The organism is Lonsdalea quercina (assembly GCF_900107885.1).
Taxonomy (GTDB): Bacteria; Pseudomonadota; Gammaproteobacteria; order Enterobacterales; family Enterobacteriaceae; genus Lonsdalea; species Lonsdalea quercina.
This window is the reverse complement of sequence record NZ_FNQS01000011.1, coordinates 41,898-57,119: the sequence shown is the minus strand read 5'-3', so window position 1 is coordinate 57,119 and position 15,222 is coordinate 41,898. Positions and strand designations below refer to the sequence as shown.

The following is a 15,222-nucleotide window of genomic DNA, read 5'->3' as shown; positions in this document are numbered from 1 at the left end:
TGCCGTCTTTGAGTGCGGCGGTTAACGCAAATCCACCGTCAGTTCCGGCGTGCCGAAGCTAATGAGTTTGGCATTCGACGCCTCAAAATAATCTTGCCAGAAGGTTTTCAGCTGTCGCAACACTTTCCCCGAACGATAGCTGTTTTTCGCATTGATATCGATCAGGCCGGCACCCGCCACATACACGTTAGCGCCGCCAAAGTCCGCCAGCAGCCCTTGTCGCGTGACGCGCTGTAGCTCATTCTGCGGCGAGAGTTCACGGATAGCCTGCTGACGATAGAAGCTATCAAAATCGCTGTTTTCCAGCATATCCGAAATTAGCAAAATCGTGGTCTGCGAAGAGGGGCTGTGTTGCAGATCGCTGGCGATATGCTTCAGGCTATCGAGAATTTCGCTTTTGGCGATACGGGTTTGACTATCCGCGAAGCTTGCGGCCATGTGTCCGCCGAGGGTCTTAGCAAAGAACTGCTGTTGCTGAACCAGACAAGCATCCAGCGATTTGAGGCTGTCCATCCCGATGCCATTACGCGTCTTTTTGTCAATGAACGGCATTTCCAGCCGTCCGTCGAAGACGCGCTTCATGTAGTTATCCTGTAGCAGCGCCGAGAACTGGTACAGCATGACGTGGTCGCCCGGCTGCACGAAACGTAGTACCTGATTCCAGGTGGATTTTTTCAGGTCGAGCGGGACCGTGACCGTCTGGTCTACGATGATGACCAGCTCCCGGCCCGTTTCCGCCGGGCGATACTGCGCCATGTGCGCATAGTCATAGCAACTGGGGATATCGTTACGCGGCGCGGCGGCGACCGCCGTGCTGATCCCCCACAGCAGCAGGGCAAGGCAATATTTCATGACCGGTTCCTTTTTTTCTTCTCTCTTCTAGGCGCGCGCTTTGTTGAGGATCGCCTGCACACGTTGGCGGCTCGCCAGCGCATCCAGAGACAGTCCCAGCGCTTTCGCCACCTGCGCCAGCTCTTCTGCGCTCAGCGTGGTCAGATCGCCGAGGGATTCAATCCGTGCGGTGTCATCGCGATCGGCAGCGACGGGGGCCGCGGGCGACACGTCAGGCGTTGCCGATGCGACCGGGCTGACGGTTTCCGGAGCCGGAGAGGCGACGACCTGCGCAGCCTGCGGCGTTTTTGTCGGAGCCTGTTCATGGTTCTGGTGACGTTGGTTCTTTTCGCGATCCGACTGCTTGCCGAGCACGTAGTCGTCGAAGGTCGGCATCTGCGACAGCGGTTCGCTGCGGCCGTTTTGCCGCTGCATCATGAGCCGGTTTTGCAACGAGGCGAGCTTCTGCTGCGCATCGCGCTCTACGCGTTCGCGGCGGGCGGCATGGTAGGCGGCGAACTCATCCGACCCGCTGAAGTTACCGATATATTTGGCGGCCTTGGCGGAGTCAATGCCGGCGAAGGAACGGAAAATTCCGATAAGAATACCGATCAGCTGCACGCCCACAAAAATCACAGAGAGGATGATGAAGGTCAGCTTCGAGGCGAAAACGCGATTGCTGGCGACTTCGGCGACGGCCTGTTTGTCTGCGGCATGGTTGTCCTCGACCGCGGCGGCAGGCAGCTCGAACGGCGAACCGCCGCTTTCTGCGCCGCTCTGACTAAACGGGGAGGCGTTGACGGCCTGGGTCTCCATCGCATTAATCGTGGCGGCGCGAATAAAGTAGGCGCCAAAGGCGAACGTGGTGATCAGGACCAACGCGACGAAGGTGCACCAGTATTGCGGCTTGACCTGAACACCGTGATTGATGCGGTTCAGGATCTGGATGTAGTTCGGCTCGCCGTCGTCGTCGCGGCTATTTTCCAGCGTGATCCGGTGGCTGCTCATCAGCTCTTTGGCGCTTTTGTTGTGTCGCGCTTCGGAGTGCCAGTAGCGGATTTTTTTCAGCAGCGTGTTTTTGTGCAGCTCCGCCCCCATCAGATGGGTGGCCGGCACCAAAATGACCCCGATCAAGACCGAGATGACCAACGCGGAAAATTCAGCCTGATTGGCAGAGATGTTGTTGGCGATAAAGGGCGACAGTACCAGCGCAAAAATAAAGGCTTCCAGAATCACCAGCGCGATGCTGCACAGCCACAGAACGATGCCGGTGGGTTTGCGTCCGCGCTCCTCGACTTTATCGAGATAATCGACGCAGCGCCGATAAAAGCTCGCATCACGGCTGGTGGTCTGGTGATAGGCGTAATATTTGGCGCACAGGGCTTCTTCCGACGGATACCACTCTTTATTCCCGGTGCCAGGCCGACGGGGTTCGTGGCTGCGCGACAGGCGAGCGATATGGCCGATAAGCGGAAAGCTGGCGGCCAGATTGAGGAAAAAATAGCTGACGGTGTTCCACCAGCGGATCACCACCAGCGTGAGCACCATCAATCCGAATAGGGGCCAGAAAATGTAGCCGTAGGCCGCAATGGCCTCGGCGATAGTCTGAAATAACTCCATATCATTATCCTTAAATTAGCTGCGTGCTGGCGTGTAGGCCGCCATATATTTTTTGTTGTCGCCGTTGCCGAAGTAGAACAGTTGGCCCTGCTGACTTTTAGGCTGGTCTTTCGCGACCAGCAGGTCGATACAGGACAGGTTTTGCTGCTGTCCGTCCTGGATGTAAACGCGATAAAGAATGTTGTCTTCACCTTCCCACGCGTTAGCGACCGCCTTCAGCGGCGCATCGGATTTACGGTTGTTATCCTCATAGTTGCGCGTGACATAGACCCTGGGGTCTTCCGTCACGCTGGCGTTTTCCCGCAATACGCGTACCGGAGACAGTGTGACCAGATGGCCGTTCACCAGCCCGGCCCAGGCGCGGCCGTTCATTCCCGGCAGATATTCCCGCGTTTCATGGACGCCGACCGGTTGGCCGCTGGCCAGATTCCGCGCCTCGCCGCTGACGCGTACCGTGTCGGCGATGCAGCTTTTGGCGACCACGCTGGCATGGGCTTCGCCGATCAGGCTGAAGCCGCGATGCTGAGGGGTTAGATTGGCCGCCAGACTCGGCAGGCTGGCGTTGACCGCATCGCCGCCGAAATCGACGTAATGTTTGCTCTCGGTTGCTTTTGCTGGCCGAGGGGCGGCGGCTGAGCTGGACGGCGTTGCGGGAATGGATACGGCGGGTTCTGCCTTACGGGGAGCCGTCTTGGTACTGTCCGAGGGACGCTTCGCTACGACAGTCGCCGTGCCAGCGGTGCCGTGCTCCAGGTAACGGGGGTTGTTGCCTTCCTGCTGCAAACGTTGTTTCAGCAGGGCTTCGCTCGCGAGTCCGACCAGTTCAACCCGGCGGTTAGCGGCACGTCCTTTGTCCGTGTCGTTGTCAGCGATAGGCCGTGATGACCCCGCGCCCTGAAAATACAGGCGGCTGGCGCTGATGCCCGCCTGTTCCAGTATGTGGCCGACGTTGCGCGCCCGGCGTTCGGATAACCGCTGATTCAGGCTGGCGCTGCCGGTTGCGTCAGTATGGCCTACAACCAGCAACAGTCCGGCATCGTTGCCTTCCCCGGTCTTCATCGCGGCGGCCAGCTTTTTCACCTGACGCAGCCCGTCGGGCGTCAAATCCGCGCTCCCTGTTGGGAACATGGCGCTATCTTCCACCTGTGCGACGATCCCTACCGTCTCACCGCCGGATGAACGATCGGTTTTCAGCGTTTCCGTATAGATCGCGATGTTTTCATCGGCGGCGATCTGCGCCAGCGCTTTTTCTCTGTTTTGCCAGACATTGCCGACGGCACAGCCCGCGATCCCCCCGATGATGCCCCCCGCGACGGCTTTTTGCGCATTATGTGTGGCGAGGTAGGCTAAGCCGCCGCCCAATGCGGCGCCACCGATACAGCCAATCGCCGTACCGTAGGACTGACCCATATTGTGAAGGCTGGAACAGCTGGAAGTTAGGGAGACAATCATGGCGAGAACGGCGGCTTTCCGTAAGTGCTTCACTTTCAAACTCTGATCCCCAGACGTAGACCACCCATCCATAGTGTAAGTGGCATGTAATAGAAGGTAAAAAAAAGTCAGGATGGGTATGAAAACATGAATGCAGGCTTCGCGCTATCGTTTTGCGCCCGAACTTTTCGCCGGTGAGCACCGTGAAAATCGTTTTATTTATCGCACGCAACACGGGAGAATTTCGCATTTAAATCTATTTAAATCATATGGTTGAAAGTCATTAATAAAAAGAAATAGTCTGACGCGGGTAAAAATATTGAATGACCGACAAATAAAAAACGGCGCCAGCGAGAAACGGCCACGGAGCTTTTCTCTCCGGTCTGCGCGATCCAAGCGATGAACCGTCATGACCGTCGCTGCCGTTCAGGAAAGCGGACGTATAGACACCCCTGCATAACCCTCTCGGCCTCTCCCATCAACAAAGGGATTTGTCGGGAGAGCGTCCCACGTATCAGGATTCTTTCTCGTGATATTACGGGAGCAGGGGGCGACGATACGGAGAGCCGCCGCCCTGCTTGTGTCTGGGGTGACGCTTTCCCGGTTTGGACTTCACGGATTCTTCCATACCGGGTGGCCTGCGAATTTCACTGCCTTTATTTTCCGCGCATGGCGGGGGACTCACCCCAGGCTGGCTACCCACATCCACAGCGGCAATGTCGCCATCGACAGCAGCGTCGTGAGGCAAATGGCGGCGCTGCCGATCTGGGTATCCTCCTGCGTGCGGGCAAAGCCGAGCACGTTGACGCCGGAAGGATTCGCCGCCATCAGCACCAGCACGCCGCGCGGAATGCCGTCGATGTGGAGCAGTAAACAGGTTAGTAGCACCAGTAACGGCATGAACACCAGTTTAGCGGCGGCGATGCCGACGGCGTGGGCGCTGGGACGCAGCCGGTAGCCGGAGAGATTGGCCCCCAGCACGATGAGCGCGCAGGGCAGCGCCGCCTGCGCCAGCCAGGTCGCCAGTTTCAGGCTCCAGCCGGGCAGCGTCAGATTCGACATATTGACCGCCGTTCCCAACAGCAGGCCGATAATCATCGGGTTAGCGAGGCTGGCGATGAGAATGCCTGGCTTGAACGGTTCGTTGCCCGCGAGGCTGTCATAGAAACTCTGGGCGCTAAACAGCAGCAGGCTGTGTACGGCGAGGACGGTAAACAGCAGTACCAGTCCTTGGCTGCCATACAGCCCGGCCACCATCGCCAGGCCGATCAAGGCATTGTTGCCGAAGGAGGCGGTCAATCCGAAGGGCGTCGGGCGACCCAGGCTGCGGTGAGCGAAGACATTGACCGCCGCGAAGATCAGCAGTGCGGGAACGAAGTAGGCAGCCAGCAGCGTGGTGTTCAGGCCATCGTGCAGCGGCGCCGCGATCATGCCGGTAAACAGGACCATCGGCATGAACAGCTTGAAAGCCAGCACGCCCAACGCCTTGTTGGCATGAGGATCGAGCGTCCCACGGCGGGCCAGCGCGTAGCCGAGCAGGATCAAGAGGAAGATCGGCAGGATCGTTTGTGGAATCGCCACGGCGGAAACCTCCTGTGAAAAATGGCGGAAGGCTATTAATAGCGATTCTGACCTTAGATGTCAGCGTGACTTTCGGCCCGTTCGGGCCATTGGCATACAAATTGCTAACGTTATATAACCTATTGTTAAGCGTTTGATGGGACGACGACGCCAAAATGCCAACGGGGTCCCCCTATGCCGTCGCTCAACCTGCGTCAGATCGAAGTCTTTCGGGCGGTGATGATCACCGGTTCAATCAACGGTGCCGCTCAACTTTTATACGTCTCCCAACCCGCCGTCAGCCGCATGTTGTCTCATACCGAGGCCAGGATCGGCTTCCAGCTATTCGAACGGGTCAAAGGGCGGCTGTACCCCTCGCCTGAAGCGCGCAGCCTCTTCAGTGACGTCGAGTCGGTCTACCGCGATATTCAGCGGGTCAACACCACGCTGCACAATCTGGTCCAGCAGCGTCACGGCGTATTGCGCATCGCCAGCAGCCCCAGTCTGGGGCATCAGCTGGTGCCTGACGCCATTGCTGCCTTCCGACGGTGCAACGAAGACATCCTTGTCAGCCTGGAATGTCTGCGTCATGTTCTGCTGCGCGACAGGTTGCTCGACCAGCAGGCGGATCTCGGTATTTCTCTGTTCCCTATCGATCACCCCAATCTGCGCGCGGTGCCGCTGAGCTATATCCGGGTGATGGTGGTGTGCCCGGCGGATCACCCTTTAACGCGCGTGTCGGCAGACGCGCTGCCCGACGCGCTGGCCGAAACGCCGTTCATCGGTTATGCCGCCGACACCCCTTTCCACAGCTTTATGAAGCAGGCGTTCGAACGCGTGGGGTTGCCGTATCGGCCCAGCATCGACGTTGACTCCCCGCATCACGCCTGCGCGCTAGTGAAGAACGGCACCGGCTTTTCCGTCGTCGATGAGATCTCTTTCCGCGCCTCCGGCTCTGAGCGCATGGCGGTGCTGCCGATCCTCAACGAAGAACGGCTGACGATCAGCCTGGTTCACTTGCGGCGTGAACCGTTGGCCCAGTTTGCGCAGGTCTTTGTCGACACCCTGCGCGGTACGCTGGACGAGGGCGGTTTTCATCTGTTCAACCTGGATTAACATCAGGTTAATCCTGACCGACAAATAGGCATACGACAGGGGCAGCCGTAGCTCCCACAATGGCCTTACACACGGTAAATGATTGACCGACATCGGGTCGGTCTTGTGGAGGAAGACGGCATGCGAGATATCGTTATCGGCGGCGCCCAGTTGGGGGCGATCCAAAAAAGCGACTCAAGAGAAAGCGTGGTCCAGCGCATGCTGGCGCTACTGGAGCAGGCCCGGCAGCAAGGCTGTGAGCTGGTCGTTTTCCCCGAGCTGGCGCTGACCACCTTCTTTCCCCGTTGGTTCATGGAAGATCAGCAGGAGGTTGATCGCTGGTTCGAACGTGAAATGCCGAACGATGCGACTCGTCCGCTGTTTGATTTTTCCCGCGAACACGGCATCGCGATCACCTTCGGTTATGCGGAGCTGACCCCGGACGGCCACCACTACAACACGTCGATCCTGACGGATCGCCAGGGCAACATTGTCGGCAAATACCGCAAAGTCCATCTGCCGGGGCACGTGGAGTTCGATACTCAGCGCGACTTCCAGCATCTGGAAAAACGCTATTTCGAGCCGGGCGATCTGGGTTTTCCGACCTGGGAAACGCAGGACACGATCATGGGCATGTGCATCTGTAACGACCGCCGCTGGCCTGAAACCTATCGCGTCATGGGATTGCAGGGCGTTGAACTGGTCACGCTGGGCTACAACACGCCGTCGGTCAATTCGCAGAATCGCGGCGAGGGCGAGGAACACCGTCTGTTCCACTCCGAGCTGTGCATGCAGGCCGGCGCTTACCAGAACGCCACCTGGGTGGTCGGCGTCGCCAAGGCCGGGGTGGAAGATGGTTTTCCGCTGATGGGCGGCAGCGTCATCATCGATCCGAACGGGTTTGTCGTGGCCCGCGCCAAAGGGCAGGACGACGAGCTGATCGTGCATCGCTGCGATATGGATCTGTGCCAGTTCGGCAAGACCACGATCTTCGATTTTGCCCGTCACCGGCGTATTGAGCACTACGGCATCATCACCCGCCAAACCGGCGTTGAGCGTTCCTGACCTGGAGAGCAAGCCATGCGCACCGTATACCTGAATGGGGAATTTGTGCCGGAGAACGAAGCCAGGATCTCGGTCTTCGACCGTGGTTTCACGTTCGCCGATGCGATCTACGAGGTGACCGCCGTGCTGCAAGGCCGATTGGTGGACGTTGAACGGCATCTGGCCCGCTTGCGCCGGTCGCTGAGCGAGTTGTCGTTGTCGCTCCCGCTGGATAATGACGCGCTGTTGGCGATCCACCGCACGCTGATCGCCCGCAACCATCTGCAGGAGGGCCTCATCTATTTGCAGGTCAGCCGCGGCGCGGAAGATCGCAACTTTCAGTTTCCGCCGGCGGGAACGCCGCCGACGGTGGTGCTGTATACGCAGGCGAAAGCCGTGATCCACAGCCCGATGGCGGAACGCGGCATGAGCATCATCAGCCTGCCGGATCTGCGCTGGGGACGTTGCGACATCAAAACCACGCAGCTGCTGTATCCCTGTCTGGCGAAAGAACAGGCGCGCGCGCAGGGCGCGGACGACGCCTGGCTGGTGAAAGACGGCTGGATTACCGAAGGCACGTCCAACAATGCGTTCATCGTGACCCGCGATGGCGCAGTGGTCACGCGGGCGCTGTCGCATGCGCTGCTGCCCGGCATCACGCGCGGTTCCCTGCTCGCGTTGTTAAAGGCGCAAGGTCTGCGTTTTGAGGAACGCGCCTTTGCGCTGGATGAAGTCAAACAGGCCGCTGAAGCGTTTATTACCTCTTCCACCTCGTTTGTGTACCCGGTGGTGAAGCTGGATGGCCAGCCTGTCGGCAACGGTAAACCTGGGCCGTTGGCCCCGCGGTTACGCCGCCTCTATATCGACCACGCGCTGAGCGCATTGACATAACCGGGCGGCAGGCCACGGCTTCCGGCATACCGCTTTCTTTTAACGCGACCACACAGCAAGCCCCGACACCATTTGTTGCCTTTTTAAGGAGTGTTGAGAATGAAAAAGTCTCCATCCCGTTCCTTGATTGCCTCTCTGCTGTTGCCGATCGGCCTGAGCGCCGCGCTGCTTTCCCCCTCTGCGCTGGCTGCGGAGAAAACGCTGCACGCGGTCATGTCATCCTCTTTGCGCGTGCTGGATCCGATTGCGACCACCGCGCAAATCACCCGTAACCACGGCTATATGATCTACGACACGCTGATCGGGATGGATGAACATCAGGTTCCGAAACCGCAGATGGCCGACTGGACCGTGTCTCCCGACGGTCTGACCTATACCTTTACGCTACGCGACGGTCTGCTGTGGCATGACGGCAAACCGGTGACCGCCGCGGACTGCGTTGCTTCTCTCAAGCGCTGGGCGCGTTACGACGTGGGCGGTCAGCTGATGATGAAGTACACCGCGGGGATCTCCGCCACTAATGACAAAACGATCGTCCTGACGCTATCCAAACCGTTTGGCTATGTGTTGCAACTGTTAGCCAAGCCTTCCTCCGTCGCGGCATTCATGATGCCGGAGCGTGTCGCCAATACGCCTGACGGCAAGATGATCACCGATTACACCGGTTCCGGCCCGTACAAGTTCGTCGCCGGCGAATTCGATCCCGGCAATCGCGTGGTCTACGAGAAGTTCCAGCAATACGTCCCACGCAAAGAGCCGGCCAGCGGCAGCGCGGGCGGCAAGGTGGTCAAGGTCGATCGGGTGGAGTGGATCAACATGCCGGATCGCATGACGGCGATTAACGCGCTCTCCTCCGGCGATATCGACTTTATCGAACAGCTGCCGATCGATCTGTTGCCGATGGTGCAGGCCAATCCGGATCTGAAGTCCGGGGTGCTCAGCAAGCTGGGATCGCTGACCGGCGGACGCATGAACTTCCTCTATCCGCCGTTTGATAACCCGGATATTCGCCGCGCCGCGCTGCTGGCGATGAGCCAGAAAGATGTGCTCGATGCGCTGGTGGGCAATCCGGAATACTTCAAGCTGTGCGCCTCCGTCTTTGGCTGCGGCACCGCGCTGGAGACGCAGGAGGGCGGCGAATCGCTGCTGAAAGGCGGCGACATCGACGCGGCCAAGGCACTGCTGAAGAAAGCGGGCTATGACGGCACGCCGGTGGTGATCATGCAGCCGACCGACGTGCCCAGCCAGGCGCCGCAGCCGGTGGTCGTGGCGCAGGCGCTGCGCAAGGCCGGATTTAACGTCGCTTTGCAGCCGATGGACTGGCAGACGCTGGTGTCGCGCCGGGCGAATCAGAACGCCCCGGCTCAGGGCGGATGGAACCTGTTCTTTACCTACTGGAACGCGGAAACCATCTGGAACCCGGTGGTGAACCCGATGCTGGATGGCGGCGGACGACAGGGCGCCTGGTTCGGCTGGCCGACCGATCCGAAGATGGATGAGCTGCGCGTAGCGTTCGCGACCGCCACCGAGCCAGCCAAACAGAAAGCGATTGCGGTGGAAATCCAGAAACACGCGATGGACCAGGTCAGCTACATCCCGCTTGGCCAGTTCTATGACGTGGCGGTCTGGAGCAGTCGCATCAGCCACCTGATGACAGGGCCGTCCACGGTGTTCTGGAACGTCGAGAAAAGCGACTGATTATTGTGTGATTAATGCCTTCGGAGGTCCCTATGCTTGGTTACTTCATTCGCCGCGTCCTGGCGGCGATCCCGGTGATGCTGGTGGTCGCGTTGTTTGTTTTCCTGCTGTTGCGGCTGTCACCGGGCGATCCGGCGGCGATTATCGCCGGCGACATGGCGACCCCGCAGCAACTGGAGGCGATCCGCGAAAGTTTGGGTCTGAATCAGCCGCTATATCAGCAGTTTTTCGTGTGGATTTCACAGCTGCTGCGTGGGGACTTCAGTACTTCTCTGATGGCCCACACGCCGGTGCTGACGATGATCGGCCAGCGGCTGGAACCGACCCTGAGTCTGGCGCTGGTGGCCATCGTCTTCACCATTTTCATCTCCGTGCCGCTCGGCGTACTGGCGGCGTGGAAGCACGGCACCTGGATCGACAATCTGGTGATGTCGACGTCGGTGCTGGGTTTTTCGGTGCCGGTTTTCGTCATCGGCTATGTGTTGATCACCGTGTTTTCGCTGGAGCTGAGATGGTTGCCGGTGCAGGGATTTAGCAGCATCACCCGCGGCGTGGGGCCTTTCGCCCAGCGCATCGTGCTGCCGGCGCTGACGCTGTCGTCAGTCTACATTGCACTGGTGGCGCGCATGACCCGGGCCAGCGTGCTGGAAGTGTTGGGAGAAGACTATATCCGCACCGCGCGCGCCAAGGGGCTGTCGGAGATCCACGTGCTGTTCCGGCACGCGCTGCGCAACGCGATGATCCCGATCCTCACCGTGATCGGCACCGGTTTCGCCCTGATGATCTCCGGCGTGGTGGTGACCGAAAGCGTATTCAATATTCCGGGTCTGGGACGGCTGATCGTCGACGCCGTACTGGCGCGCGACTATCCCGTGATTCAGGGCATGATCCTGCTGACCAGCGGGGTGTATGTCATCATCAACTTGCTGATCGATCTGTCCTATGCGATCAGCGATCCACGCATTCGTTACTGAGGGCAAGGCTATGAGCAAACCCGATTCTCTGACCCTGCCCGCGCCCCGGCATCGATGGATCACACTGCCACGCATGCCGCTGACCTCGGCGATCGCGCTGGCGATCCTGACGATTATCGTCGCGATGGCGATCTTTGCGCCCTGGATCGCCAACCACGATCCGGTCGCGTTGTCGCCCGCGATACGTCTGAAACCGCCCGGCGCGGAATTTTGGCTGGGGACGGACGCCTACGGACGCGACCTGTTTTCGCGCATTGTCTACGGCGCGCGCATTTCCCTGATTGTCGGTGTGGGCGTGACGGTGATGAGCGTGTTGATTGGCCTGCCGCTGGGCCTACTGGCCGGTTATTTCCGCGGCATTGATGCGCTGATGATGCGGGTGATGGACGGCCTGATGGCGATCCCCGGTATCCTGCTGGCGATTGCGATCGTCTCCCTGAGCAGCGCCGGGATCTGGACCGTCATGGTGGCGATCATGGTGCCGGAGATCCCGCAGGTGGTGCGGCTGGTGCGTTCCCGGGTGCTGTCGACGCGCGAAGAGCCGTATGTCGAGGCGGCGGTGCTGATGGGCACCTCGACGTTCAAGGTGCTCACCCGGCATCTGATGCCGAACACGCTGGCGCCGCTTATCGTGCAAAGCACCTATATTTGCGCCTCCGCCATCCTCACCGAGGCGATCCTGTCGTTCCTTGGCGCGGGCATCGGCACGGAGATCCCAACCTGGGGCAACATCATTTCCGAAGGGCGCGTTTATTTTCAGCTCAAGCCTTCGCTGGTGCTGTGGGCCGGGCTGGCGCTGTCGCTGTGTATTTTGTCGATCAACCTGCTGGGCGATGCGGTGAGCGATGCGCTCGACCCGCGCCTGAAGAAAAGGGGAGCCGCATGAGCGAACACCGGAAGGACATTTTGCGCGTAGAAAACCTCTGTGTGAGTACGGCGCAGGGCGTGCCCATCCTGCAAGACATCTCCTTCGAGATCCAGCCGGGAGAGACGGTCTGTCTGGTGGGAGAGAGCGGATCGGGCAAGTCGGTGACGTCGCTGGCGACGCTCGGGCTGTTGCCCAAAGGCGCGCTGAGCGCGACCGGCGGGCGCATCCTGCTGGACGGCGAAGATGTGTTGCAGGTCAGCAACGCGCGTCTCAAGGCGCTGCGCGGCAGCCGCATGGCGATGATCTTTCAGGAGCCGATGACCGCGCTTAACCCGGTGCTGACGGTCGGGCGGCAGATTGACGAGGTGTTGCAGACCCATACGGCTCTGAACGCTCAGGCGCGTAAGGCGCGGGTGATGAACGCGCTGTCGCAGGTGCACCTGCCGGATATTGAGCGGGTGTACGAGGCCTATCCGCATCAGCTGAGCGGCGGTCAGCGCCAGCGCATCATGATTGCGATGGCGCTGGTGCTGGAGCCGCGCCTGCTCATCGCCGACGAGCCGACCACCGCGTTGGATGTCACGACCCAGCAGCAGATCCTCAAACTGATCCGCGAGTTGCAACAGAAGCACGGTACGGCAGTGCTGTTTATCACGCACGATATGGGCGTGGTGGTGGATATCGCCGACCGCGTGTGCGTGATGCGCCAAGGACATATTGTGGAGTCCGGCACCGTACAGCAGGTGCTTTCAGCGCCGAAAGAAGCGTATACCCAGGCCCTGCTGTCGGCGGTGCCGAGTCTGGCTCCCCGAGCGGCACGGCGCGAGGCCGCCAGCGCACAGGTGGTGCTGGACGTCGTCGAGCTGGGTAAAACCTATTCGGCAGCGGGCAGCGCGTGGTCACTCTTTCGGAAACGGCGGCAAGGCACGCGGGCCGTGCACGACGTGTCGTTTATGCTCAAGCGCGGCCGTACGCTGGGCATCGTCGGGGAGAGCGGTTCCGGCAAGTCGACGCTGGCGCGCTGCGTGATGCGGTTGCTGACGCCCACCTGCGGCGCGGTGCGGGTGACCGGCAAAGATATTTCCGAGCTGACGCCGGTGGGGCTGAAGCCGCACCGCAAGCGCATTCAGATGGTGTTTCAGGATCCTAACCGATCGCTGAATCCACGCATGAGTATCGGCCGGAGCCTGGTGGAAGGGCCGATGAATTTCGGTATGCCGTTCGCGCAGGCCTGGTCGCGAGGTCAGGAGCTGCTGGAGCTGGTCGGGTTGCCGGCGGACGCTATCGACCGCTTTCCGCACCAGTTTTCCGGCGGGCAGCGGCAGCGTATCGCGATTGCCCGCGCGCTGGCGATGGAGCCGGATGTCATCGTCGCCGATGAGGCTGTGTCTGCGCTCGATGTTTCGGTGCAGGCGCAGGTGCTGCAACTGCTGGCGGATATTCAGGGGCGTATGCAGGTCGCCATCTTGTTCATTACCCACGATTTACGTGTGGCCGCGCAGATCTGCGACGACGTGCTGGTGATGCAGCACGGTCAGGTGATCGAATATGGGCCTGCGAGCGATGTGCTGGCCCATCCCCAGCAGCCTTATACCCAGCAGCTGATGGAGGCGGTCCCCGGTAAGGAGTGGGACTTCGCCGCCGGACGGAGGCTATGATATGACCATGACCTACGATCTGCTGTTCCTGAACGTCACCGTGGTCGATGGGACGGGCGCCGATCCCTATGTCGCCGACGTTGCGATCCGCGGCGATCGGATCGCCGCCATCGGTCAACTGGCCGGACACGCCGCAGGCCGTTCGATCGAAGGAGATGGCCGTTGTCTGACGCCGGGATTCATCGATGTCCATACGCATGACGATACGCACGTCATCCGCACACCGGACATGCTGGCGAAGATCTCGCAGGGCGTGACCACGGTGATCGTCGGCAACTGCGGGATCAGCGCGTCGCCAGTGACGCTGCCGGGAGCGCCGCCGGATCCGATGAATTTATTGGGGGGTGAAGACGCGTTCATTTATCCGACCTTCTGTGACTATGCCGACGCCGTCGAAAACGCCCGTCCCAGCGTCAACGTAGCGGCGTTGATCGGCCATACGGCGCTGCGGGCCAACGTCATGGATCGCTTCGATCGACCGGCGACGGTTTCAGAGCTAGAACGGATGTGCGAGACGCTGGAAAAAGCGCTCAACGCGGGCGCTATCGGCCTCAGCTCTGGGCTGGCATACACCAATGCGAAGCAGGCGCCAACGGCGGAGATGCAGCGACTGGTGGACATCGTCGGCGCACACGGCGCGCTCTACACCACGCATATGCGCAACGAACATGATGGCCTGCTGGATTCGCTGCAAGAGTCGTTCAGCACCGCTCGACGGGCGGGCGCCGATTTGGTGATTTCCCATCTTAAGTGCGCCGGTGCGGGCAACTGGGGACGTGCGCCGCTGGCGCTGGCCGCGCTGGAAAAGGCGGCCAGCGAACAATCCTGCAACTGCGACTGTTATCCCTATTCAGCCAGTTCCACCACGCTGGATGCCTGGCGCGTCGACGGCAAGATGGAGATCTTCATTACCTGGTCCGATCCCCATCCGGAGATGGCCCGACAGACGCTCAAAGCGATTGCTGAACAGTGGGGCGTGGATCAGTGGCAGGCGACGGAGCGGCTGCGCCCTGCGGGGGCGATCTATCACATGATGAGCGAAGACGACGTGCGCCAGATCCTGGCGCATCCGCTGTCGATGGTTGGCTCCGACGGGCTGCCTAACGACCCCAATCCGCATCCGCGACTGTGGGGGACCTTTCCGCGCGTGCTGGCGCATTACTGCCGGGATCTGAAGCTGTTCGGCCTTGCCGAGGCCGTACGAAAAATGACGGGGCTGTCCGCCGCGCGCTTTCGTCTGGAGGAGCGTGGGGTGTTGCGCGAAGGCGCTTTCGCCGACGTGACGCTGGTGAATATGATGACGATTCAGGACGTGGCGACCTACCGCGATCCGTGCCAGATTGCGCCAGGCATCGACCTGGTGGTGGTCAACGGTGTGGTGAGTTATGAACAGGGCCGCGTACAGCAGCGGCAGGGACGATTGTTGCGGCGGGCGTCGGCGGGAACAGGGGCGTAGCGGGCGGCTTGCCGCCCTAAAAACTCAATCATCGCCGATTTCGCGGAGCGTAATCGGCGTTCTCTGCGTGGTCCCGGCTTGCATCCGATTTTGATT

General features: G+C 60.4%; 12 protein-coding genes. 8 read left to right on the top strand and 4 right to left on the bottom strand.

The annotated features are described in order from the left end of the window. Nucleotides 1-21: 21 nt before the first annotated feature. The 4 genes from BLU64_RS14180 to BLU64_RS14165 all read right to left on the bottom strand — a co-directional run bounded on the left by BLU64_RS14180 (nucleotide 22) and on the right by BLU64_RS14165 (nucleotide 5,463). Nucleotides 22-852, bottom strand: a complete 831-nt coding sequence (locus BLU64_RS14180) for a hypothetical protein (RefSeq protein ID WP_074729127.1) — start codon at nucleotides 850-852, stop codon at nucleotides 22-24. Nucleotides 853-879: 27 nt separating this feature from the next. Beyond that, nucleotides 880-2,451, bottom strand: a complete 1,572-nt coding sequence (locus BLU64_RS14175) for a hypothetical protein (RefSeq protein ID WP_074729126.1) — start codon at nucleotides 2,449-2,451, stop codon at nucleotides 880-882. A gap of 15 nt (nucleotides 2,452-2,466) precedes the next feature. Beyond that, a complete protein-coding gene (locus tag BLU64_RS14170; RefSeq protein WP_244888429.1) occupies nucleotides 2,467-3,936 on the bottom strand; it encodes an OmpA family protein in 1,470 nt (489 codons plus the stop codon). Between the two features lie 627 nt (nucleotides 3,937-4,563). After that, nucleotides 4,564-5,463, bottom strand: a complete 900-nt coding sequence (locus BLU64_RS14165) for an AEC family transporter (RefSeq protein ID WP_026742022.1) — start codon at nucleotides 5,461-5,463, stop codon at nucleotides 4,564-4,566. Nucleotides 5,464-5,637: 174 nt separating this feature from the next. Between BLU64_RS14165 and BLU64_RS14160 the strand changes: the two genes are divergently transcribed. The 8 genes from BLU64_RS14160 to BLU64_RS14125 all read left to right on the top strand — a co-directional run bounded on the left by BLU64_RS14160 (nucleotide 5,638) and on the right by BLU64_RS14125 (nucleotide 15,126). Then, on the top strand, nucleotides 5,638-6,558 hold the full coding sequence (locus BLU64_RS14160) for a LysR family transcriptional regulator (RefSeq protein WP_026742023.1): 921 nt from the start codon (nucleotides 5,638-5,640) through the stop codon (nucleotides 6,556-6,558). A 120-nt stretch (nucleotides 6,559-6,678) separates the two neighbouring features. Further along, nucleotides 6,679-7,602, top strand: a complete 924-nt coding sequence (locus tag BLU64_RS14155; RefSeq protein WP_026742024.1) for an N-carbamoyl-D-amino-acid hydrolase — start codon at nucleotides 6,679-6,681, stop codon at nucleotides 7,600-7,602. A gap of 15 nt (nucleotides 7,603-7,617) precedes the next feature. Then, nucleotides 7,618-8,472 (top strand): D-amino-acid transaminase, encoded by an 855-nt coding sequence (locus BLU64_RS14150; protein WP_026742025.1) that lies wholly within the window; start codon nucleotides 7,618-7,620, stop codon nucleotides 8,470-8,472. A gap of 99 nt (nucleotides 8,473-8,571) precedes the next feature. After that, nucleotides 8,572-10,170, top strand: a complete 1,599-nt coding sequence (locus BLU64_RS14145; protein ID WP_074729122.1) for an ABC transporter substrate-binding protein — start codon at nucleotides 8,572-8,574, stop codon at nucleotides 10,168-10,170. Between the two features lie 32 nt (nucleotides 10,171-10,202). Continuing rightward, a complete protein-coding gene (locus BLU64_RS14140; protein WP_074729120.1) occupies nucleotides 10,203-11,144 on the top strand; it encodes an ABC transporter permease in 942 nt (313 codons plus the stop codon). Nucleotides 11,145-11,154: 10 nt separating this feature from the next. Continuing rightward, the gene (locus BLU64_RS14135) at nucleotides 11,155-12,030 is read left to right on the top strand and encodes an ABC transporter permease (protein ID WP_074729118.1); all 876 of its coding nucleotides are present in this window, start codon (nucleotides 11,155-11,157) and stop codon (nucleotides 12,028-12,030) included. Beyond that, nucleotides 12,027-13,670: an ABC transporter ATP-binding protein gene (locus BLU64_RS14130; protein ID WP_026742029.1), complete on the top strand. Its 1,644-nt coding sequence runs from the start codon at nucleotides 12,027-12,029 to the stop codon at nucleotides 13,668-13,670. The genes BLU64_RS14135 and BLU64_RS14130 overlap by 4 nt, the downstream gene beginning before the upstream one ends. Before the next feature lie 7 nt (nucleotides 13,671-13,677). Beyond that, nucleotides 13,678-15,126, top strand: a complete 1,449-nt coding sequence (locus tag BLU64_RS14125; protein ID WP_074729177.1) for an N-acyl-D-amino-acid deacylase family protein — start codon at nucleotides 13,678-13,680, stop codon at nucleotides 15,124-15,126. The last annotated feature ends 96 nt before the right edge of the window (nucleotides 15,127-15,222 follow it).

Coding starts and splice junctions, on each gene's coding strand:
- BLU64_RS14175 (WP_074729126.1), bottom strand. CDS start 2,451: ATGGAGTTATTTCAGACTATCGCCGAGGCCATTGCGGCCTACGGCTAC.
- BLU64_RS14160 (WP_026742023.1), top strand. CDS start 5,638: ATGCCGTCGCTCAACCTGCGTCAGATCGAAGTCTTTCGGGCGGTGATG.
- BLU64_RS14150 (WP_026742025.1), top strand. CDS start 7,618: ATGCGCACCGTATACCTGAATGGGGAATTTGTGCCGGAGAACGAAGCC.
- BLU64_RS14125 (WP_074729177.1), top strand. CDS start 13,678: ATGACCTACGATCTGCTGTTCCTGAACGTCACCGTGGTCGATGGGACG.
- BLU64_RS14140 (WP_074729120.1), top strand. CDS start 10,203: ATGCTTGGTTACTTCATTCGCCGCGTCCTGGCGGCGATCCCGGTGATG.
- BLU64_RS14145 (WP_074729122.1), top strand. CDS start 8,572: ATGAAAAAGTCTCCATCCCGTTCCTTGATTGCCTCTCTGCTGTTGCCG.
- BLU64_RS14130 (WP_026742029.1), top strand. CDS start 12,027: ATGAGCGAACACCGGAAGGACATTTTGCGCGTAGAAAACCTCTGTGTG.
- BLU64_RS14155 (WP_026742024.1), top strand. CDS start 6,679: ATGCGAGATATCGTTATCGGCGGCGCCCAGTTGGGGGCGATCCAAAAA.
- BLU64_RS14135 (WP_074729118.1), top strand. CDS start 11,155: ATGAGCAAACCCGATTCTCTGACCCTGCCCGCGCCCCGGCATCGATGG.
- BLU64_RS14180 (WP_074729127.1), bottom strand. CDS start 852: ATGAAATATTGCCTTGCCCTGCTGCTGTGGGGGATCAGCACGGCGGTC.